This window comes from Chitinophaga rupis (assembly GCF_900109685.1).
In the GTDB taxonomy this organism is placed as follows: Bacteria; Bacteroidota; Bacteroidia; order Chitinophagales; family Chitinophagaceae; genus Chitinophaga; species Chitinophaga rupis.
On sequence record NZ_FOBB01000013.1, the window covers coordinates 139,127 to 160,006 of the forward strand.

The following is a 20,880-nucleotide window of genomic DNA, read 5'->3' on the forward strand; positions in this document are numbered from 1 at the left end:
AATATTTCCGTATATTTACTTACAATCTAAGTATTATGAGAACAGGAAATGTGCTGGCTAAATATGAACCTTCTTTTGATAACGATATTACATTGTTATTAAGCGCTAAAAAGGGTCTGAAACCGGAAGCGGTATTTGACTTTATTACGATCTCCCAATTTTCTGCCAACCTGGTAGAACAATTACTGAATAAAACCATCAAAACTTTTACGAAATACAAAGAGCAGAACACGCCGCTGGATGCTACTGTGAGCGAGAAGCTCCTGAAGCTGTTTGCCTTGTACGATAAAGGCACGCTGGTATTTGGCAACGTTGACGAGTTTAATAAATGGATGGCCTTACCCTCCTTTGGATTAGGGAACCAGGTACCCTTAGAATTACTGGATACCATTACCGGTATTGAATTAATTGCAGAAGAACTCACCCGCATTGCATACGGAGACATTGCTTAATCTATTATGATCGTTTACAGGATAACCCTGGCGGCTTACGCCGATGGATTATTTGCCTCCGGTAACCCTGCCAGATGGAATTCCAAAGATATAAAGGTGATCTATACGGCCGGTTCCAGGGCGCTGGCCTGCCTGGAAAATGTGGTGCACCGGAGCTCCCGCGGATTGCAGGGCAATTTCAGAACACTGTTAATTGAGATCCCCGATCATTTAAAGATCACTGTAATTGATAGAAAAGCATTGCCCTTACACTGGTATAATTTTGCCAGCATGCCCTATACGCAAAATCTAGGAGATGAATGGGTAAAAGACGGCACTTCGGCTATACTGCAGGTACCTTCTGTAATTATACCTGAAGAGCAGAATTATATATTAAACCCTGCTCATAAGGATTTTAGCAAGATCAAATACCTGGGTAATGAGCCGTTTGAATTTGACAGCCGTATTAAAGAAAAATAAAGAGGCCAGGAAAAATTTGGCAAAATAAAAATAGTTTTTACCTTTGCAATCCCGTCAAACAAAAGGTTGACTGTAGATAAAAATAAAAAGTTGAAAGACTCTGGCTGTTAGGTCAGAAGCCCTTCTCTAAAATATTGGGAGTTTAGCTCAGCTGGTTCAGAGCATCTGCCTTACAAGCAGAGGGTCGGCGGTTCGAACCCGTCAACTCCCACATAAATACAAAGCCTTGCTACAATTAGCAGGGCTTTTTTTATTTATACATTGATTGTTCAGAGCACTCCGGCTTTTAGGCCGGAGGGGTCGGCGGTTCGAACCCGTCAACTCCCACACAAATACAAAGCCTTGCTACAATTAGCAGGGCTTTTTTTATTTATACATTGGTTCAGCGCACTCCGGCTATCCAATACTCAGGCGCATTTGAAAATTCATTTACACAATTGAAAAGGCATTGGACACGGAATGCCATAGTCAAAGGCCGCGGAATCTTCTTTGATCAACACCGGTCAGGGCTCACGTTGTTCAAATGAGACAAATTCAAACACAATTGCAACCCGCGCAAAAGTTTTTCCGGCGTAGATCATGTTGTTTTACACATCAATTCACCATCACATCAAAACATGGATCCAATTCCGGGTTTTATGGGTTGGTTACAATTATGACAATTATCAACAACATCATTTATGCTGATTATGATAAACGAAGAAATGCAACAACCCGCCAGCACTGAAATGGCCGCGGCGCGTAACGCTTATAGGCGTCCTAAACTAAACAATCTACAAAAAGCAAGCTTGTTTTACCTGGTTTCGGTGCCCTTTTTGGTCATGCTGCTGGGTTTTGGCGTAGGTCATGTAAACTGGCAATGGTATCTCCCGGCCTGGCTGGTCAATACGCTGGTGATGATCGCTGCGCTGCAGGTGTTACTTAAACACCGGCTATCCGGTGGCACTATAATTACCGGTGCTACGCTGCTGCTCATTAGCCCATGGATCATTTTCCCCGTTTTTGCCGGCATGGGCCGCCCACCGCAAACCATTCAGGGCTGGTTGGACCTTGTAGGGGAACAGCATACCCGGTACAGCCTGCTGATATTGGGAGGTGTTTCCGCCTATCTCGGCACGGCCTTACTTTACAAGTTCTTACGGTATCAGGAAAATGTGTTTTCGGCCATCGGCCTGGGCCTGATGACCTTAGCCATGCCGCTTTTTGTGATAACCATGGCCTATTGGGGTAGTTTTCTTTCCGAGGCATTCCGGCATTTTAGCACAGCGGAACGTCCGGACTGGTACCGCGCCTTCCAGCAGCTGTTCCTGCTGATAGACACTGTCGGAGTTTCGCTCATTTACCTGGCCAGTGCCATGTTTGCCATATCACTGGGCAGGGCTGGCCACTTCAGACCGGTAGCTGTGCGTAGTTATGTTGCCGTCAGCTTGTGTGCCTGCCTGGTTAACCTGATTCCCCCTTCAGCACCAGTACCTTTTTCGGTGATGAGCTACGTGGTCGCCATACCTGCCATTCCCCTGGTTATGTTTTATTTTATGGGTATCAACCTGCTGTGGGCCGTTCAGCGCATTGATGAATAATGTATGGTCGCGGATGCGCCGGAAAATTTAAATTTACGTTATGTCCCGTCTGTGGTTTTATATAACATTTCCCTGCCTGTTACTCCTTTGCGAATATCCCCTTTCCGCCACGGCTGCCGTTCCGACGCTTCAGGCAGACAGTTTAAAAGCTCATGAAAAAGGGTTTGCACTGCATAACCTTTCCTGGCGTTTCCATATAGAGAATGGCAGGGATTATAGTGACCCCATGATTTCAGACAGTACCTGGACAATGGCAGAAACCATGTACAGCAGTACCGGACGGCCAATAGGCTGGAACGGAAGCGGGTGGTTCAGATTGTGGTTCAAGGTGGATGAGCACCTGGCCGGCAGTATGCTGGCGCTCCGGATAGTTCAAAGCGGCGCTTCGGAGCTCTATCTCGACGGAAAAAAGATAGGCGGCACAGGCAGGATCGGCGAAACAAGAGCAGCAACCCGTTCCGGCCGTACCCCATTTAGCGTAGTTCCTTTCATGATAACGGATCATCGGCCGCACCTGCTCACAGTCAGATACGTAAACCCTCGGCCTCCTTTTCCGGAGGCCGAGGGTTTCCAGTTATGGGTGGGCACTTACGGGCAGCTATCAGCCGGTGCGCTCAATGCGCTAAAAATGAATAGCTTTTTATTGGCCAGTATCGGCGCGCAGTTAGCCTTAGTGCTGCTTCACCTGGCCCTGTTCGCTTTTTATCCACGGCAGCGGCTGAACCTGTACTACAGTCTTTTCGTGTTTACAAGTGCTGCAGTGCTTTACCTGCGTTATCTTACGGTTGGTACGGCCGATCTGCATGTGCAGCGGATAACAGCGGATCTTTTCGAAGCCGGAATCATTTTCGACATCTTTTTTGCCGGCGTTTTTTTGTATGGTATGAGCTATGACCGCCTTCCGCGCCGGCGTATAATAATTATAGCCTTATTGGGCGCCCTCACCTTATTGGATTATTTTCTCCAGAACCGTAACCCTATGCAGGCATTATTTTCCCTGTTAGAGATCAGCTACTTTTTAGTTGTGATCGCAAATGGCCTTTTTGCGCTGATCAGGGCCATGAGGAGCAGAAAGCCAAGGATCTGGCTGATCGGAGCGGGTATGCTTATCAATACCTTTTTCTATTTACTCGTAGGCAGCGACCTGCTCGGATTAATGAAAGGCGATAATCAGCTGATCGCTCAATGGATGAGTATCGGCCTGCTTGCTATCCCGGTTTCCTTTTCCATTTATCTTGCCCTTGACTTTGCTGATGTTAACCGCAACCTGAGCACCAGGCTGAGGGAGGTTCAGGAATTATCGGCGCTGAACCTTGCGCAGGAAGCAGAGAAAAACAGAATACTGGAGAGCCAGACAGAGCGCCTGGAGAAAACAGTAATAGAGCGCACCCTGGAGGTTCGCAGCCAGGCCCAAAAACTACAGGAGATGGATGCACTGAAATCGCGGTTTATGATTAACCTGACCCATGAATTCCGTACACCCTTATCCCTTATTATAGGGCCGGCCAGCCTGCTGGCAGAAAAAGCCGGGACAGCGGCCGACCGGCAGCACGGCGAATTGATTATGCAGAATGCACAGCAGCTGCTGCTACTGACCAACCAGCTGCTTGACCTGAGCAAACTGGAAGAAGGCAAGATGGAAATTGCAATGGCTGAAGCCGATATCTTGGCAATAGCAACCGTGGTATTGCTGCCCTTTAACAACATCGCCATGCAAAAGCAGGTCACCCTTAAATTACAAAGTCCGCTCAGCCAGTTACACGGCATTGTTGATGAAGGAAAGTTAACGATGATCCTCCGAAACCTGGTGTCAAACGCGATTAAGTTTAGCCTGGCCCATGGAGAAATAATTGTCACTACTGATGTGGAAAAAGATGCGGAGCGTACAGATCTGATCTTTATGGTCGCCGACCGGGGCACCGGCATCCCGGCAAATAAGCTGCCGTATGTTTTCGATCGTTTTTACCAGGCGGATGTCTCGGACACACGTTCAAACGAGGGTAGCGGAATTGGCCTGGCATTAACCAGGGAACTCGTTGAGTTACTTGGCGGTACCATCTATATCGACAGTACTGAACATGTGGGCACTACTGTACACGTAAAACTTCCGGCAAAAAATTTAAATGCAGTTACGGGTGATGTCAATTTCTCCTTGCAGGCAGGTGCGGAACCTGCCCAACAAAATGAAACAGCTAATTTGCCCGACGAGAGTCCCGTTCTGCTTATCATAGAAGACCATGACCAACTCCGGGAATTTATAGCTACCCTATTAGGAACACGATTGCGGACGTTAACTGCCCGGAACGGCGAAGAGGGGCTCCGGCTTGCCGGAAAGTATATACCAGATCTGATCATCACCGATCTTATGATGCCTGTGATGGATGGCTATGCGGTTTGCAGTAAAATAAAAAACCAGGAACTAACCAGCCACATACCTGTAATCATGCTCACTGCTAAGAATGCGGCCGGCAGCAGAACAAAAGGATGGGAAGCAGGTGCTGACGCTTACCTGTCAAAACCCTTTGAACCAGCAGAGCTGCTGGCGCTTGTAGATGGCCTGATCAGGAACAGGATACAGCTACAGGAGCGTTACCGCCGTGAGGAAGCGTGGAAACCTGCCGCCGGTTCATTACCATCGCAGGAAATGACATTTGTAGAAAAAGTGCGGAAGGCTATAACGGCGCAGCTGGACAACGAATTGTTTGGCGTGGATATGCTCTGCGATGTGATTGGGCTGAGCAGGGCACAGCTGCACCGTAAACTTAAAAGCACCACCGGTTACGCACCGGGCGACCTGATTCGTATGGTACGCCTTCAGCACGCACTGAATTTGCTAAAAGCCGGGGAAACCACGGTGGCAGAGGTAGCATACAAGGTTGGCTTCAGCAATCCCGCCAGTTTCTCTACCAGTTTCTCGAATTATTTCGGCTATGCGCCAAGTGAAGTGAAAAACAGCTGACGCAACCGCCTGCTTATTACCCATTAATAACCTATGGCCTGTATCCAAACACATGGTCATTTAGCGCAAGCCCGGCATCACGCATTACCTGATACCGGACTTGCGCTAACCTGCCCTATTTGCAGTTGTAAGTAAAAGCCTGTACGCCCGTACCATTAATTGCCATGCTAACCGGGTAATTCTTCTCGTTGTATTGATAGGTAAGATCGGCGTTAATGTCCACAAGTGCCGGTCCAGCGCTCTCTCTCAGTTTTCCGGTGATTTTAACCGGGTTATTTTTACTCAGGATTGCACAGCGGCCTGCCCAAAAACGAAGCTTATCCAGGTTATACGCGGTAAATCCATAAAAATCTCCACCTATAAACTTCCAATATTTTGAAATGGCTGTATATGCGGAGGGCTTATCGTCATAGGTAATATTCAGCAACTGATCAGAAACCTTCAGGTAATCGATACGGGTTTGATCAGTTTGAGGGACGTAAACCTTCCTCAGGTAGTCATATACAATTTTTACTTGTGTTACGTTGTCATTGGCATCATAAGTAAAATTGAGCTCAAATCTGAAAAGCGTAAAACCAACGTCGTGGGGGGAACCGTCACCGGGCATTAAAACAGAAGTCAGGTGTTTCTTTGCATCGTCATATAAGAACTGAAACATCGAGTCTGTTTTTGATTCATATGGCGGGTTTGAAGCAGTAAACAATTGATGCATAAATTGAGGATTACCATCATAAATATTCCCGCTGCCGCCGGTATACTTATAGGTAGTGTTAATTATGCCGCTGATATGAGTGCCATCACCGCTAACCGATTGGGTAGGGTACGTGTCAACAACTTTAGTGGGTGTAATGGTTTCAACAAATGGCCCGTAATAATAATTGGGGGCTGTCATCTTTATAAGATAGCCTTTATCATCATACTCAAATACACGGGATCCAACCGCCTGATCAACATCACCTGTAATAACACAGCCCGCGGTATTTACCGGCGGGGGGGTAGGGGTATCGGTGGGTTTGCCACAACCATACAACGTAATTAATAAGCTACACATGAGTAAGGCGGCAAGCACGGGCCTTTGGAAGGGGTTTTGCATCCTGTTAAATTTAAAGGGGGTTTGAAGTGTTTTCATTCCTGTTATGTTTTAAGGTTCGGCAAATAAACGCCACCCGCCCGCAAAACACTTTCGCGTTTGTTGCAAATACTTACCAGTTTGTTGCATTACAAGATCATTCCGTCAACTACACATCATAAAACCTTGCTACAATGAGCCAGGCTTTTTTTATTTCCCCCTCCCTCCTCCCCAAAATCTTTCCCCTACGCATGTGCACGGCACCAACATTGTTATTATCTTCAGGCCCTGGACGGATTAAGATCTGATGTGAGCGTACGCCTTCCGTTACCACCCTGAAATCAACCGAATGAGCTTTTGTAAAATTTTTACCAGTCTGGCTTTACTGGCTACTGTTACAGTGCAGGCGCAAACGCCCGCCGGCGATAGTATTCAGGTAGCCATTGCTCCCAACTATGACAACGTGAGCGGCTTACACCGGGCGCTGTTTGGCGAAAGCTACCGTAAGCTATGGGCGGCGCCTGTTACTTTAAAAGTATTTTACCTTTCAAAGGAAAAAGGAGGACTTACTATTTTACAGCAAGGCGGCGGTTTGCAAACCAGGTCTTTACGCCTGCGCGATGCCAGCGGCCAGGAATGGGTATTGCGTACCATTCAGAAGTACCCGGAAAGAGCGCTCCCCAAGAACCTGAGAGCTACTGTCACCAAAGATATTTTGCAGGACCAGGTGGTAACCTCGCATCCTTACTCCTCCCTTACCGTAGCACCCCTGGCTACAGCACTGGGTATTCCACATGCCAATCCACAGATTGTGTATATACCGGATGATCCCGCCCTGGGCGAATACCGGAAAGATTTTGCCAATGCCGTTTTCCTGATAGAAGAAAGAGCCCCCGCCGATGCAGAGGATACCGACAATACGGAAAAAGTGCAACATAAGCTGGAGGATGATAATGATGTGCATGTGGATCAGCAAATAGTGCTGAGGGCCCGCCTGCTGGACATGTTGCTGGGCGACTGGGACCGCCATGAAGACCAGTGGCGCTGGACAAAAAAGAAAGAAAAGAAGAACACTGACTATACACCCCTGCCCCGCGACCGGGATATGGTGTATTATAATACCACCGGCATCTTTCCCTGGATCGTTTCTCATCAATGGTTAAAATCCAAGTTCCAGGGCTACCATGATAATATCCGGGATATAAATGGATTTAACCTGAATGCACGCTTTTTTGACCGCTATTTTTTAAATGGCCTGAGCGAAGCCGACTGGCAGCAGCAGATCCATTATGTGCAGGCTACCCTTACCGATAGCCTGATCAGCGAAGCCATACACAGGATGCCGGATACCATCGTTAAACTGTCCGGGGAAAAGCTCATTAAAACATTCATTGCCCGCAGGAACGGACTTGAAAAAACAGCGCTGAAATACTACCGTTTTATTTCCCGGTATGTAGATGTTCCTGCATCTGACAAGCAGGAGCTGTTTGACATCCGTAAGCAACCGGATGGTTATGTGGATGTAACCATCTGCAAAATAAAAAAGGACGGTACCACCTCAGACACTTTATTTAAAAGAGTGTTTGATCCTGCTGTTACAGATGAAATACGTTTATACGGGCTGGATGGCAGGGACGTATTTAACGTTACCGGCAATGAAAGATCGCCCATCCGGATCCGTATGATAGGCGGCAGTGGAAAGGATACCTTCCTGGTTGCACAGCATATGCCGGAAAAAGGGCGGTTATACATTTATGATCGGGCGGATAAAGACAACTATATACCAGCGCATATTAATGCCCGGGTTAAAACATCCAATGACAGCACGGTTAACAGTTACAACCGGCGCAACTTCACCTTTGACAGGCTGGGGCCCTTGTTCTCTGCAACATACAATCCCGATCAGGGTTTGATGCTACGGGCTAATATGATGTTTGAGAAACAAGGCTTTCGTAAAGAGCCTTACGCACAGCAGCATCAGCTGATCATCAGTTATGTTACCGGCCGCCAGTCTTTTATTTTGCAGTACCTGGCTGACTATAAACACCTGATTGGCAAGAATGACCTGCGCATTAATGTGCTTTCCCGGGGCCCTCATAACCTGGGTAATTTCTTTGGACTGGGTAATGAATCTGTTTTTGTAAATGAAGGCGATGAAAAAATTTCCTACTACCGTAACCGTTATGATCTGATTAATGGCGATGTGAGATTATACCGTAACCTGGGAAAATATTTCACCGTGAGCGCTGGTATAGCCGGCCAGTTTTACACCAGCCGGGAAGCCAATAATACACACCGTTTCCTGGGGGTATATAATGCCGCTTTCCCGGATCAGCATGTTTTTGACGACCGCCTGTATGCCGGGCTGATAGCCGGTATAACGATGGACACCCGAAATAACGCCACCTCGCCTTACAAAGGTTTTAGCTGGAACACGGTGCTCAGCGGCCTGCGGCAAACCAATGGCGATCATCCTACTTCCGGCAAGCTCACTTCCGAATTTAGTTTTTATACACGCCTGCTGGGCGATTCTACATTGGTGATGGCTAACCGTGTTGCAGGCGGTACCACCTTTGGCGATCCTGCTTATTTTCAGCTGATGCAGCTGGGCGGCGCGCAAATGCTGCGCGGCTTCCATACCAACCGCTTCAGCGGCAAAACGGGTGTGTACCACAACCTGGAGTTGCGCTTAAAACTATTTGATTTTACTTCTTACCTGTTACCGGGTAGTGTGGGATTGATCGGTTTTAATGATGTGGGACGTGTATGGCAACCGGGAGAAAAGTCTGATAAATGGCATGACGGTTATGGCGGGGGTATTTATATTATCCCGGCAGAACTGTTTATTGTGCAGGTGTCTGTAGGCGCGTCGGAAGAAGGCAGGTTAACATATTTTTCTGCGGGGTTCCGGTTTTGACAGATGCACGCTGGCAGTGGCTTGCCAGCTATTTTAAAGACAGGTCCGCCATAATTTTTTACTAAAAATTTGTAATTATCAGAAAAAGTATATCTTTGCAATCCCATCGAACAAAAAGTGATCGAAAAGTAACAAAAAAGGGAGTTTAGCTCAGCTGGTTCAAAGCATTCCGATACAATCGGAAGGGTCGGTCGGCTCAAACTGAGATAAGAATAAAAAATATTGGGAGTTTAGCTCAGCTGGTTCAGAGCATTCCGATACAATCGGAAGGGTCGGCTCAAACTGAGATAAGAATAAAAAATATTGGGAGTTTAGCTCAGCTGGTTCAGAGCATCTGCCTTACAAGCAGAGGGTCGGCGGTTCGAACCCGTCAACTCCCACACAAATACAAAGCCTTGCTACAATTAGCAGGGCTTTTTTATTTATACATTGTTTCAGGGCACTCCGGCTTTAGGCCAGAGGAATCTTCCAACTATCCTGCCAGCTCCCGGCATCAAGTTTGATTTAGTCAATATCTGCCTTTGCCTTAATACTTTGTATATGTTAGCTAAATAATGAACCATGAGAAACAAAGTTTATATAATGCTGGGGTTGGCGGCAGGTGCAGCAGCGGCATTCACTTTTTTTACCCTTTCATCCCGTGTGTCAATACCCCGTGGTGCAAAAGCGGTCTCCCCTTTTGACACAAAAAAATACCTGGGCCTCTGGTATGAAATTGCCAGAATGGATTTTAAATTTGAAAAGGGGCTTAACCAAGTTACAGCCACCTATTCCTTAATTGATGATGAAACCATTCGCGTTGATAACCGGGGATATAATGTAAAAGACCAGGAGTGGAAACAAAGCATTGGTAAAGCTAAACCGGCTGGAGCACCTTCGGAAGGAAGGCTGAAAGTTTCTTTCTTTGGTCCGTTCTACGCAGGTTATAACGTGATCGCAATAGATCCGGAATATCGCTATGCGCTGGTTGCCGGCAATAATTTAAAATATCTCTGGCTTTTGTCAAGGGAAAAAACAATGCCCGAAGAAATAAAAGAAAACTATCTGAAGCAAGCCAGGGCATTAGGTTATGATACCAACCAGCTGGTATGGACGGATCAAACAAGGCTGTAAAACCTTCATTGGGTACAATGATCAATGCATAGATTATAATGCAATAGAATAATGAGTATGGATAATAAGACGATACTGCTTCAGGCAAACGCTTTTGTCACTGCAGGCAATAACGAAGGTTTTTTATCTTTCTGCACAGACGATGTAGAATGGGAGTTTGTTGGAGACAAAACACTCACTGGAAAAGCAGCCGTGCGTGAGTATATGAAAGCCGTGTACATAGAACCGCCGAAGTTCAATATTGAGCATTTGACTGCAGAAGGCGATTATGTTACAGCAATTGGCAAGATCAGTATGAAGGATGAAAACGGAAAAATGGTTGATTACGATTACTGCGATTTCTGGCGGTTTCGCAATGGGAAGATGGCCAGACTAAAAGCCTTTGTTATCCCAATTACGGCAACAGCCCAATAAAGTAACCGGTATATTTGCCGGATCACCGATGGATGATTATTACAATCAGAAAGTTAAATCATATTAAAAAGTCCCGCTCACGCAGGACTCTTCATTTATAGGGACTTCGCGGATGAAAAGCAGGCTTATAACAAAAACATTTCACTCCACTTCAGCGGTTTCGGTGATATAAATGACAGCAGGGTTAAGCTTACGCCGCTCAAACCTTCCAGCAGATCGGCTTCTTTGCCGCGGTAATAATCGGTCTTCAATTCATTTTCCAGCATCAGCACTGTTTGTTCTATCCAGTATTCATAACCTTTTAAGTAAGCTGACAGCCCGCTTTCTTCATACAGCGTACGGTAGATCTGCGCTACCCCGGAAGAGCCATGACAGAAGTGGGTATCCTTCACCAGCGTGGCCTGCTGGTCTTTACGCATCAGGGTTTGCATACCTACCAGGTCAGCCAGCTTTCTAAGCTCATCCCATTGCAGCAGCTTGGCGGCTTTGTAAAAAAGCAATACTTCATTCAGATCGCCGTAGCACCAGCCCAGCCGGTTAGGGATAGGTGCATTAGGCGTTTGTTTGTTTACATGAAAAGGGAAAATATTATAGGCATTTTCCCGGCCGTTCATATCTCTTTTTTGCACCAGTATAAACTCAATTCCCTTGCGGATGATCCTGCGCACCTCTTTCTTATTATCCAGCGCATCATATGCATTCATGAGTATAATAAGCATGCTGCATTGCCCGTGCGCCAGGCCCAGGTTCACTTCTTCCTTTTCTGTGCTTTTAAGCAGATGGCTGCGGAACCAGGTACCGTTTTCTTCTTCCACAACTTTGGTGAGCAGCTTATCTACCAGCCCATTCAGGTAATAACGGCCACGGGCAGAGTATTTGCGCGTAGTAAAATAATGGATGCAGCCCATAGCGCCATGCAGGTAATCCACGTAATCCAGCTCTATCTCGTTCATGGCGCTGTTATACAGGTATTCTTCCAGGGTTTCAAAGTCAGCCTCAATATCTATTTCCAGCAGGCCTTTTACTGCCAGGAAATTGGTAAGGTAGGCCAGCCCGGCCACGCCACTGCTGAAGGAGGAGCCTACCAGCCCGGTAGCGCCCAGGTCCAGCCGGGCAAAAACATCGTCTACAATACGGATGCTCTTATCTAAATATTCTTCGTTCTCGTAGTGCTCGTATAACTGGGAATAATATAATCCCAACCCCAGGGCCCCGGCCAGCAGCTGGTCTGTTTTGGGCGGGTGCAGCGCAATGAACTGGTCTGTTTCCCTGAATATCTTTTCTACGATCTGGTTCATACAAATAATATCTTTCTTCCCTTCAAAGCTACTACCCGCGTGCATCTGTATGAAATATAATACACCAACCCGGCTATGCCTTACGCCAACGCCCCGATGGATGATACCAAAAAAAGAGGCTAATCCATGATCTTTTTCTTCATAAGCTCAAAGAAAACAGACTTATAGGTTTCTCCAATAGGCACTTCCGCCTTTACCTGGTTCAGCCGGATGGTGTTGCCCTCTATCATGGCTATACGTTTTACCGCCACAATAAAGGATTTGTGCACGCGCATAAAATGCTTTTTGGGCAGGCGCTCTTCAATATCCTTCATACTCAATAGGGCCATGGTTTTGGTGCCGTTATGGTAAATGGCTATATAATTTTTCATGCCCTCTATGTAATCAATATCCGCCAGGTTGATCTTCAGCATCTTACCTTTTACCTCTATTTTCACAAAAATGTAGTCGCCTTCAATATCATCATCTTCCTGCGGAGCGCTATAGGCTACCTTGGAGGATACGGCATCAAAGGCGCGGTGGGCGGCTTTCAGGAAACGGGGAAAGGGCACGGGTTTCATGAGGTAGTCCAGCACTTCCAGGTCAAAACCGGCAGCGGCAAATTCTGAATAGGCAGTACATAAAATAAACTGTACCGGCCGGGTGATGGCTTTAATGAGGTCCAGGCCGGAAAGCTTGGGCATCTGCACATCCAGGAATACCAGGTCCATTTTGCCTTCATTGATCTGCTGTATGGCAGATACGGGGTTGGTGGAAGTACCTACCAGCTCCAGGAAATGCACTTCTTTAATGTGGTTGGCAATAACGTCTATGGCATGTTGTTCATCGTCTACAATAAAACATTGTATCATGACTGTTCGTATTTTATTTCGAGGTGGGTTTTATAAATATCTCCTTCTTCCTTTATCGTAAAACTAAAGTTGTGGCCGTACATCCATTCCAGTCTTTTGCGGATGTTCACCAGCCCTATGCCGCTGGAAAGCTCTTTGGGGCCGGTGGTCTTTTTATTACAGGTATCAAAAAGCAAACATTGCTGTTCCGGATCTATTTTCAGCGTAATAGTAACCGGGTTATCTTCTTCCAGCAGCTCACCGTGCTTAAAGGTATTTTCTGCCAGGCTAATGAGCACAAAGGGAATGATGCGGATGCCTTCCATGGGGCCTTCTATGCTGAAGTTGATGTATAACCCGCCGCTGAACCGCAGCTGGCTGATCTTAATAATGTTCTTCAGATGCTCTATTTCCTTGGAAAGCAGCACCTTACCATCCCCTGCTTCATCGGTGGCCAGCGCATACCGCATAATCTCCGCCAGCAGCAGAATACCGTCCGATAGCTGCCTGGAAACATTCATGGATTTGGAGTAAAAAAAGTTCAGGGTGTTCTGCAGAAAGTGGGGGTTGATCTGGCTGCGCAGAAAGGCATATTCGCTTTGGATATGCATCTTTTCCAGGCGCAGCTTTTCTTCCTGCAGATGGAATTTCTCTTCTTCCGCCACCCTTAGCTGGCGCTCTCTTAAAATGGCTTTGCGGGCATAATAAAAACCTATGGAATACAGGAAAAAGCGCATGTACAGCAAAATGGAATCGCGGATAACAAGGCGCACCGTATCGGTAGTATAAGGTTTTAGTCCTATGAGCTCCAGCAATACAAATACATAAATATACCGCAGCCCAAACAATACTACCAGCCCGCAGATCCACAGCAGAATGGCCTTCAGGGGCTTTTTATCCAGGAAAGCAATGTTCAGGCAAAAATAACCGGCGTAGAACGTCCAGATGGAAAGCAGGTTGGCAAACACAATATCCAGAAAGTGCTCATCCGGGTTGGTGATAAGGTTCAGCAGAAAGCTATATACTATATATATAACCCATGCAATCGCATGCTGTAATATAACGGACCTTATCTTAATCCTGGTTAACGGGGTAGGATTAAAGGCATTGGCATTTGTTTTCCGGGAATTCACAGCGGTTATTTCCATAGTAGCGATCAAGGCAACACTTGTATTTACAACTATTAAAATACATTTTATACCTGAAAAAGCATCAACCGGTTTACCTGGGTGGTAAAACGGGTTGATGCCGGCTTGCCGGTTTACCGGCAGAAATTAAAAACTTTGGTCGCCCTGGGTATTACAGGTGGGCTGACCGGTGGATGCGCATTCTGCATAACTGATAGCTCCAAGGATAGGTATATTGAAACCTTCTGCCGCTGCACCAGCGCCTCCACGTATTGATGCCATAGCATCCTCATTCAGTTTGGCAATAGTTTGTTTAGTGAAAGACAGTTTAGCAGTAAGCTTCTTTTGCAGTTTCATGGTGTTTAAGATTTTATTAATGATAAATGGATTTCCTTAGCAAGATGGCCGGCGTTTATACCGTTGCATCAATCTTACACTAAATTGCAATTTTCCATTTATCCTTCAATATTTAATCCACCAATACGTGCATAGTTTATACCAACAGGTAGTTGCTTCCTACATTGTATCCGGCAAACCGAGAGGTGTTGTAGGCCGGGTATTACAATTAGGGTAAGGGAATATATTGGACTGGCAGGAGTCTGATGCCCGGCAGCATTCTTCCTCCGACCCGGCCAGGAGCGCGGCGCCTGCAAAGATCCGGTTAAGGTCCGTGGTATCCAGCCTGGCCACGGTACGGCGTTTTAATACAATATCCTTTTTGTTTTTTTGGGAAAGTGGTTTCATGATAGTACTGTTTAGCGGTTATAAAATAGTTGTAAAGCGGTTTAGCGTTTTTTAAGGGGTAACAGCTTAGCCAGCAGCGGGGCTTTACCTATTACAATAGTGCAATGGCCGGAGGCTCTTGCACCGGGATCCAGCGTATAGCCGTTGGTGCTTTTCAGGCCGCTGTTCAGCGTTATCTGCACCTTAGCATCCTGGCCCGTTCCCTGTACCGGGTTGGTTATAACGGTGCCCGGCAGCTCCCCGAATTCCTCCCGGGGGTATTTATCCATACTTACATACACTGCCTGCCCGGCCTTAATTCTGCCGCTGCCGTACACCGGCAGGGTGGCCATCACGGAGTAATGATCCCCTGCCGACCGTATCTCCACCTGCCCTTCCATTACATCCGGGTATTGGATCATAATGGAAAGCGTGCCCAGTAAGCCAACGGTTAATACCAGCAGCAAAATGCCGCAGCGAAGCATCCAGGGCGGCGTACTGCCCATTACTTCATGGATCTCATTCTTTTCAATTGACGCGGTATGTTCCGGCATGGCAATAGTTTTTATGCTGAGTGAATGTTTATACTTCCAGTTCCAGCTGGTTACGCACCAGGTTATAATAATAGCCTCTTTCATCAATAAGCTGCTGGTGGGTACCTACTTCCGTTACTTCGCCCTTTTCCAGCACTACGATCTTATCTGCATTACGCACGGTGCTTAAACGGTGGGCAATCACCACCACGGTCTTGTTGTCAAAAATGGTATTCAGGTTGCTGACAATGATCCTTTCATTTTTTGCATCCAGGGCGCTGGTGGCTTCATCAAAGAGTATTACATCCGGGTTCTTGTATACGGCCCTTGCAATCAGTATGCGCTGCTTTTGCCCGGTGCTGAGGCCCAAGCCATTAGCGCCTATTTCCGTATGATATTTGAGCGGCAGCTCCTCTATAAAATCGCGGATGTTGGCAATACGGGCGGCATGCTTTACCTGCTGCATATCCGGCCGTTCCTCCCCTACTGCAATGTTGCTGATAAAGGTATCATTGAACATATAGCCTTCCTGCATCACTACCCCGCAGCGGGTGCGCCAGCTGCTGTTGCGGATATGGTCCAGGCGTGTATCCCCTACCAGTATCTCCCCGCTGGTGGGCTCGTAGAACTTCAGTAATATTTTTAGCAAGGTGGTTTTGCCGCTGCCACTGGAGCCTACTATGGCTGTTATTTTTTTGGCTGGTATTACCAGGTTCACATTTTTCAGGATGTAGGGCGCGCGCGGGTCAGCATCATATTTAAAGGAAAGCTGCTGCAGGGTTATATCACCGTGTGGCACTTCCGCCAGCTTTTCATCTGCATTGGGTTCCTCTTCCGGTTTAATATGGATCTCATTAATACGTTCCAGGCTTAAACGGGCATCCTGCAAGGCCTGCATAAACTCTACCAGCTGCAGGATGGGTGCATTCAGCTGCCCGGAGATATAAGAAACGGAAAGCATAATACCCAGCGTAATATCGCCCTGCAATACCAGCTTGGCAGCCAGGAAAGCGATCATAATATTCTTCAGCTCATTTACAATGGCGGCGCCACCGGTTTGCATTTGCCGCAGGGCTAAGGTCTTCAGGTTGATCTTAAATAATTTCACCTGCAGCAGCTCCCACTGCCAGCGCTTTAACCTCTCCGCATTGTGCAGCTTTATTTCCTGCATGCCAAAGATCAGCTCAAAATTCTTTTCCTGGTTAACGGCTAGCTGGCTAAAACGCTTGTGATCCAGCTTGGCGCGCTTTCTCATAAACACCTTGATCCAGAAAAAGTAGGTAATGCTGCCCAGCAGGAACACAGCAAAGATCTGCATGTTATACACCGCCAGGATAATGCTGAAGATGAACAGGTTGATCATAGAAAAAACCACGTTGATCACACCCGATGTCATAAAGCTTTCTACCCGCTGATGGTCGCCTATGCGCTGCAAAATGTCGCCTATACGTTTGGTATCAAAAAACCCCGGCGGCAGCTTCATAAGCTTTGCAAAAAAATCAGACAGTAAGCTGATGTTGATACGGCTGCCCAGGTGCAGGATGATGTAACCCCGCACTATTTCCACCGTGGTTTTACCCAGGAACACCATGAGCTGCGCAAATAATATCAGGTAAATGAATGACAGGTCATGATGCCGGATGCCAATATCCACCAGGCTTTGCGTAAGAAAAGGTATCACCAGCTGCAGCAGGCTGCCGGTAAGCAATCCAAGGAACAGCTGCAGCAACTGTTTTTTATAATGGGTAAGGTGTGAAAAGATAAATCCTAATCCGCGGTGTGTGGTCTGATCTTCCTCCAGGTTATTAAACTCTGTAGAAGGCTCTGTGGATAATATGATGCCCGTATCTTCCTGCACAGCCCATCCCTGCAGGAATTCTTTCTTCGTATACTCCTGCAATCCATAGGCAGGATCTGCCACATATACCTTATTACCCTTTATTTTATAGATCACAATAAAATGCCGCTGCTGCCAGTAACCAATACAGGGAAAGGGGGCTGCTTCCACCAGGTCGTCATAACCCAGCCGCAGGCCCACAGAACGCAAGCCTACCTTTTCCGCAGCCTCGCTCAGCGCCAGCAGGCTGGTGCCTGTTTTGCCGGTATACATCAGCTTACGGAGGTATTCTGTAGAAAAGCTTTTGCCATAATACTTCGCGATCATCCGCAGACACGTGGGGCCGCAGTCCATCTCGTTATGTTGCTTGTAAAATGGGAATCTCTTTAACATATCATTTCAATTAAGCTGCTTTAGCAATTTGTTTTTTTTCGCCCTTATTCTTCTGGCGCGCTAACAGGGAGCGGTAGTACTGGTGCAGCAGATCATACACCACCATTTCATGCACCCGGGGTTTGGAGGTAATAGTCCTGTTCACCAGCATGTGTATATAGCTAAACAACAGGTCGTTCAGGGAACGTTCCAGTGTGCCTGCCTGCTGCTTTTCCAGCAGCTGTGCTATTACCGGCTGTAACTGCCGGTTCTTTTCCTGCAGCAGCACCAGTATGGGCTGTAATACGCTGCCTGCATCATGCTGCCGGTCCATGATCTCTTCTATCTCCTTACGGTTTTCCCGGTACTTATTATTCAGCTGCGTCTTTAACAGCTTATCAGCATTAAATTCTGCTGCAAAGGAATCCTTTAGTATTTCTGCCAGCTGCTGTTTGCCTTCCAGCGTGTATCCAAACCCGTCCAGCAATTCATCTATGGCGCGCAGCACCCATAACCAGCGGATCTCATCGCGCTCATCGCCCCAGGTATTTTCCAGCATTTCCAGCACCGCCATGCTGTCGTGAAAGAAAAGCGTTTCCGCCTGTTCAATACTATGGTTGCCATACCGTTCCAGCTCCCGGCTGTAAATGTCTGTCTGCGTTTTCCAGATATACCCCTGCTCTTCAAAAGGCCGTATGTGCTGGTGCAGCAGGCCGATCACCTTTCCTAACTGGCTGAGGTCTGTTAAATGAAAGCGTACGCGTATATGAAACTCAGGATCGTTATAGCGGATAAAAAAGAACTTATCAATGGCCTGCTCTCCCAGCAGCTGTTTTACTACCGGGTAAATGGCATCGGTGAGAATGCGGTCGGCCGTTTTTATACCGCAGTAAAATTTATAGTACAGCCATTCTGACCCAATGGAAAAAGAGCGGGTGGGCTGTGTGGCAGCCGGCGTGCGGTCGGCAGCTGTTATGCCATAGGAAGCGGTTTGTTTGGTTAGCACTGCTACCAGCTGGTTGGTGTAAACATTTCCCTGCGGATCCGTGATGCCGGACTGCGGCACTAAAAATTCCTTCAGCTCCTGGTTGCCACGGTTCTTAATAGTATCCAGCCATAGCTTTACCAGGATCTCATTTTCCAGGTCTACCAGCATTTCATTATCCCCATCTGCCAGCACAATATATCGGGGCATATGCCACTGTTGCCGGAAGGCCTGCACCTTTTCCATCAGCTGCTGCTCCGGCGCCTGCAGCAAATGTTCATAATCACTTTTCAGAAAGCGCCAGTTGGCCAGTGAAAGAATGGTGTTCTTATAGGCTACCCTTGGCAGGAATTTATACTGATGCACAAGGCTGCCCCAGCTGAATGAAAGGCCGCTGCGTAATTGCTGCCGTTGCAGGTCGCACAGGAAATGGTATACCGGCAGGGAATTAAAGCTATAATTATGCGCAGTGCTTAAGCGGGGTATCACAACTTTGTTCAGCCTTTTGGAACGCAGCAGTATCTTACCGTTCTTCACGCTTACTACCAGGTCATCAACCGCTATCTGGTGCTCCATATCCAGCGCCGATTTGGCCAGGTAGGGTATTTCATATTCCCGGAACACAGGGCGCAGTAGTATATTCCCTACCCTGCTTTCAGGCAGGTGAATAATTTCTGCATATACCACATTGGGATCTTTCTCCTGTTCGGCGCGCGTAATATCGCATACCATGTTGTTGATGCCTTCATCTGCATGTGCAAAACGGCCCAAGATATTGGCGGCGCTGGGGCCATAGGCATGATCCAGGTACAGCTCCTGCTTTTCTGCATCAATCAGGCGGAACATAATGGACATAGATGGCGGCAGATCATTCCAGTCCTTGTTATCCAGGTGCTCCAGCTCTTTTTCCTGTATATCAATGGCGTAAGCATTGCCCTGGTAGGCCTGGTTTACCTTGTTAGCCAGGTAACGTTCGACACGGCCCCATTTAATATTATTCTCTGCATTTTTGGGTGAAGGCGGTGCAATATTATCCAGCAGGGGCGTATTATCATTCCCGTCTTTGGCCAGGTAACCGATGCCGGTTTCCGTATCCAGCACTTCCAGCAAAGGCATTTCCTTTTCCTCATACCGTTCTGAGAAGCGGCGGCTGAAGGATGCCAGGTTGCCCTGCTCTTTAGGCGCTGCCAGCCGGTTTAATATCGAAAGCCCTTCCAGCAGCTGCTGCTGTAATGCCTCCTGCACACCGGTTTGCGGGGCTATCTTTATAATATCTGTCTGGAACAGCTTATTCTCCTCATACGGCACTCCCAGCTGATCCAGCAGGGCGCTGATGCTGCGGTAATTTTCAGCGGTATTGGCAGCGCTGCTATCAATAGCCTGCAGCTGTGTATTTACCTGCTGCAGCACGCCGGTAATGGCAGCCACCGTATCCTGCGGATGTGCGGCCTGTATACGCTGCAGCACGCGGATGATCTGGTAAATAAATTCATCGCCGGTAATGGCCGGTTCCAGCTCGTTCACCAGCATTTGCGCCTGTATCACATCGTCTATAAAAGCGCCGGCTTCCTCCGCGCTTATTTCTTCGCTTACCAGCTGCGCCAGCATAGCAGTAATGGTTACACCGGCTTTTGCCTGCTGTAATAAAGCATCCAGGTACACCGATACATTTACAGCGGAGATCTGGTGTTTTCTTCTGCCGGCTACATAACGGTATTCCACATACCGGGTTTCATCGCCCATAGTATAAATGCTGCTGTTAGGGTAGTACAGTAAATGCTCCTTTATGCCCGGCAGGGTGGCCAGCTGTTGCGCCAGCGCACACAGGTAATGCATATCCAGGCGGGTATGGCGGTGGGTAACGGCTGCATCTACCGTAACGGCTGTGGGTGCGGCCTGCCACTGCACCAGGTTACAGCCGGAGAACAAACCAAACGGCGTGCAGCGGCTGCTCATGCGTGTAAAATATTTCATGAGGGAGCGCAGTAATTTCTGCTGCTCTTTCTCTCCTTTCACGTGCCCGTTCTTCCACTTCATACATTCATCATATAACACCGGGGAGGCCAGGTACACCGCTTCCAGGAACACGGCATTATCCAGCTGGGCCAGTAATACCTTTTCATCCAGGTGGCGGAACAGGGGCAGGCGGGGGGTGCGCAGCACCAGGTTTTTATGAAATGAGTAGGGGATGTTCATACAGCGGGTTTAAAAG

The 20,880-nt window shown here is 47.5% G+C and carries 16 protein-coding genes and 2 tRNA genes; 9 read left to right on the forward strand and 9 right to left on the reverse strand.

Features of this window, described 5'->3' with window-relative positions:
- Nucleotides 1-35 precede the first annotated feature (35 nt).
- The 5 genes from parS (at nucleotide 36) to BMZ54_RS31495 (ending at nucleotide 5,450) form a co-directional block, all read left to right on the forward strand.
- On the forward strand, nucleotides 36-452 hold the full coding sequence (gene parS, locus BMZ54_RS31475; RefSeq protein WP_089921091.1) for a type II RES/Xre toxin-antitoxin system antitoxin: 417 nt from the start codon (nucleotides 36-38) through the stop codon (nucleotides 450-452).
- A 6-nt stretch (nucleotides 453-458) separates the two neighbouring features.
- Nucleotides 459-911, forward strand: a complete 453-nt coding sequence (locus BMZ54_RS31480; protein WP_089921092.1) for an RES family NAD+ phosphorylase — start codon at nucleotides 459-461, stop codon at nucleotides 909-911.
- A 136-nt stretch (nucleotides 912-1,047) separates the two neighbouring features.
- Nucleotides 1,048-1,122 (forward strand) — tRNA-Val (locus BMZ54_RS31485).
- Between the two features lie 469 nt (nucleotides 1,123-1,591).
- On the forward strand, nucleotides 1,592-2,491 hold the full coding sequence (locus BMZ54_RS31490) for a hypothetical protein (protein ID WP_089921093.1): 900 nt from the start codon (nucleotides 1,592-1,594) through the stop codon (nucleotides 2,489-2,491).
- A gap of 250 nt (nucleotides 2,492-2,741) precedes the next feature.
- On the forward strand, nucleotides 2,742-5,450 hold the full coding sequence (locus BMZ54_RS31495; RefSeq protein WP_162277727.1) for an ATP-binding protein: 2,709 nt from the start codon (nucleotides 2,742-2,744) through the stop codon (nucleotides 5,448-5,450).
- Nucleotides 5,451-5,565: 115 nt separating this feature from the next.
- Here the strand turns inward: BMZ54_RS31495 and BMZ54_RS31500 are convergent, their stop codons facing one another.
- Nucleotides 5,566-6,579: a hypothetical protein gene (locus BMZ54_RS31500; RefSeq protein ID WP_089921095.1), complete on the reverse strand. Its 1,014-nt coding sequence runs from the start codon at nucleotides 6,577-6,579 to the stop codon at nucleotides 5,566-5,568.
- A 289-nt stretch (nucleotides 6,580-6,868) separates the two neighbouring features.
- Between BMZ54_RS31500 and BMZ54_RS31505 the strand changes: the two genes are divergently transcribed.
- The 4 genes from BMZ54_RS31505 (at nucleotide 6,869) to BMZ54_RS31520 (ending at nucleotide 10,963) form a co-directional block, all read left to right on the forward strand.
- Entirely contained in the window at nucleotides 6,869-9,436 is a 2,568-nt protein-coding gene (locus BMZ54_RS31505) for a BamA/TamA family outer membrane protein (protein ID WP_089921097.1), read from the forward strand.
- A 305-nt stretch (nucleotides 9,437-9,741) separates the two neighbouring features.
- Nucleotides 9,742-9,816: transfer RNA gene (locus BMZ54_RS31510), tRNA-Val, on the forward strand.
- Nucleotides 9,817-9,997: 181 nt separating this feature from the next.
- Nucleotides 9,998-10,549, forward strand: a complete 552-nt coding sequence (locus tag BMZ54_RS31515) for a lipocalin family protein (protein ID WP_089921099.1) — start codon at nucleotides 9,998-10,000, stop codon at nucleotides 10,547-10,549.
- A 57-nt stretch (nucleotides 10,550-10,606) separates the two neighbouring features.
- Complete coding sequence (locus BMZ54_RS31520) at nucleotides 10,607-10,963, forward strand: nuclear transport factor 2 family protein (protein WP_238386747.1); 357 nt, start codon at nucleotides 10,607-10,609, stop codon at nucleotides 10,961-10,963.
- A gap of 125 nt (nucleotides 10,964-11,088) precedes the next feature.
- On the opposite strand, the gene BMZ54_RS31525 is transcribed toward BMZ54_RS31520, so the two are convergent.
- From BMZ54_RS31525 to BMZ54_RS31560, 8 genes are all read right to left on the reverse strand, one after another.
- Complete coding sequence (locus BMZ54_RS31525) at nucleotides 11,089-12,306, reverse strand: lanthionine synthetase C family protein (protein ID WP_089921102.1); 1,218 nt, start codon at nucleotides 12,304-12,306, stop codon at nucleotides 11,089-11,091.
- Between the two features lie 74 nt (nucleotides 12,307-12,380).
- Nucleotides 12,381-13,112, reverse strand: coding sequence for a LytR/AlgR family response regulator transcription factor (locus tag BMZ54_RS31530; RefSeq protein WP_089921103.1), 732 nt, complete (start codon nucleotides 13,110-13,112; stop codon nucleotides 12,381-12,383).
- Nucleotides 13,109-14,251, reverse strand: coding sequence for a sensor histidine kinase (locus BMZ54_RS31535; RefSeq protein WP_143081201.1), 1,143 nt, complete (start codon nucleotides 14,249-14,251; stop codon nucleotides 13,109-13,111). The genes BMZ54_RS31530 and BMZ54_RS31535 overlap by 4 nt, the downstream gene beginning before the upstream one ends.
- Nucleotides 14,252-14,365: 114 nt before the next feature.
- The gene (locus BMZ54_RS31540; protein ID WP_089921107.1) at nucleotides 14,366-14,575 is read right to left on the reverse strand and encodes a class I lanthipeptide; all 210 of its coding nucleotides are present in this window, start codon (nucleotides 14,573-14,575) and stop codon (nucleotides 14,366-14,368) included.
- A gap of 159 nt (nucleotides 14,576-14,734) precedes the next feature.
- The gene (locus BMZ54_RS31545) at nucleotides 14,735-14,962 is read right to left on the reverse strand and encodes a hypothetical protein (protein WP_089921108.1); all 228 of its coding nucleotides are present in this window, start codon (nucleotides 14,960-14,962) and stop codon (nucleotides 14,735-14,737) included.
- Between the two features lie 41 nt (nucleotides 14,963-15,003).
- The gene (locus BMZ54_RS31550) at nucleotides 15,004-15,495 is read right to left on the reverse strand and encodes a hypothetical protein (RefSeq protein WP_162277728.1); all 492 of its coding nucleotides are present in this window, start codon (nucleotides 15,493-15,495) and stop codon (nucleotides 15,004-15,006) included.
- Between the two features lie 28 nt (nucleotides 15,496-15,523).
- On the reverse strand, nucleotides 15,524-17,704 hold the full coding sequence (locus BMZ54_RS31555) for a peptidase domain-containing ABC transporter (protein ID WP_089921111.1): 2,181 nt from the start codon (nucleotides 17,702-17,704) through the stop codon (nucleotides 15,524-15,526).
- Between the two features lie 10 nt (nucleotides 17,705-17,714).
- Complete coding sequence (locus BMZ54_RS31560; protein WP_089921113.1) at nucleotides 17,715-20,864, reverse strand: lantibiotic dehydratase; 3,150 nt, start codon at nucleotides 20,862-20,864, stop codon at nucleotides 17,715-17,717.
- Between the last annotated feature and the right edge of the window lie 16 nt (nucleotides 20,865-20,880).

Coding starts and splice junctions, on each gene's coding strand:
- parS (WP_089921091.1), top strand. CDS start 36: ATGAGAACAGGAAATGTGCTGGCTAAATATGAACCTTCTTTTGATAAC.
- BMZ54_RS31480 (WP_089921092.1), top strand. CDS start 459: ATGATCGTTTACAGGATAACCCTGGCGGCTTACGCCGATGGATTATTT.
- BMZ54_RS31490 (WP_089921093.1), top strand. CDS start 1,592: ATGCTGATTATGATAAACGAAGAAATGCAACAACCCGCCAGCACTGAA.
- BMZ54_RS31495 (WP_162277727.1), top strand. CDS start 2,742: ATGGCAGAAACCATGTACAGCAGTACCGGACGGCCAATAGGCTGGAAC.
- BMZ54_RS31500 (WP_089921095.1), bottom strand. CDS start 6,579: ATGAAAACACTTCAAACCCCCTTTAAATTTAACAGGATGCAAAACCCC.
- BMZ54_RS31505 (WP_089921097.1), top strand. CDS start 6,869: ATGAGCTTTTGTAAAATTTTTACCAGTCTGGCTTTACTGGCTACTGTT.
- BMZ54_RS31515 (WP_089921099.1), top strand. CDS start 9,998: ATGAGAAACAAAGTTTATATAATGCTGGGGTTGGCGGCAGGTGCAGCA.
- BMZ54_RS31520 (WP_238386747.1), top strand. CDS start 10,607: ATGGATAATAAGACGATACTGCTTCAGGCAAACGCTTTTGTCACTGCA.
- BMZ54_RS31525 (WP_089921102.1), bottom strand. CDS start 12,306: ATGCACGCGGGTAGTAGCTTTGAAGGGAAGAAAGATATTATTTGTATG.
- BMZ54_RS31530 (WP_089921103.1), bottom strand. CDS start 13,112: ATGATACAATGTTTTATTGTAGACGATGAACAACATGCCATAGACGTT.
- BMZ54_RS31540 (WP_089921107.1), bottom strand. CDS start 14,575: ATGAAACTGCAAAAGAAGCTTACTGCTAAACTGTCTTTCACTAAACAA.
- BMZ54_RS31545 (WP_089921108.1), bottom strand. CDS start 14,962: ATGAAACCACTTTCCCAAAAAAACAAAAAGGATATTGTATTAAAACGC.
- BMZ54_RS31550 (WP_162277728.1), bottom strand. CDS start 15,495: ATGCCGGAACATACCGCGTCAATTGAAAAGAATGAGATCCATGAAGTA.
- BMZ54_RS31555 (WP_089921111.1), bottom strand. CDS start 17,704: ATGTTAAAGAGATTCCCATTTTACAAGCAACATAACGAGATGGACTGC.
- BMZ54_RS31560 (WP_089921113.1), bottom strand. CDS start 20,864: ATGAACATCCCCTACTCATTTCATAAAAACCTGGTGCTGCGCACCCCC.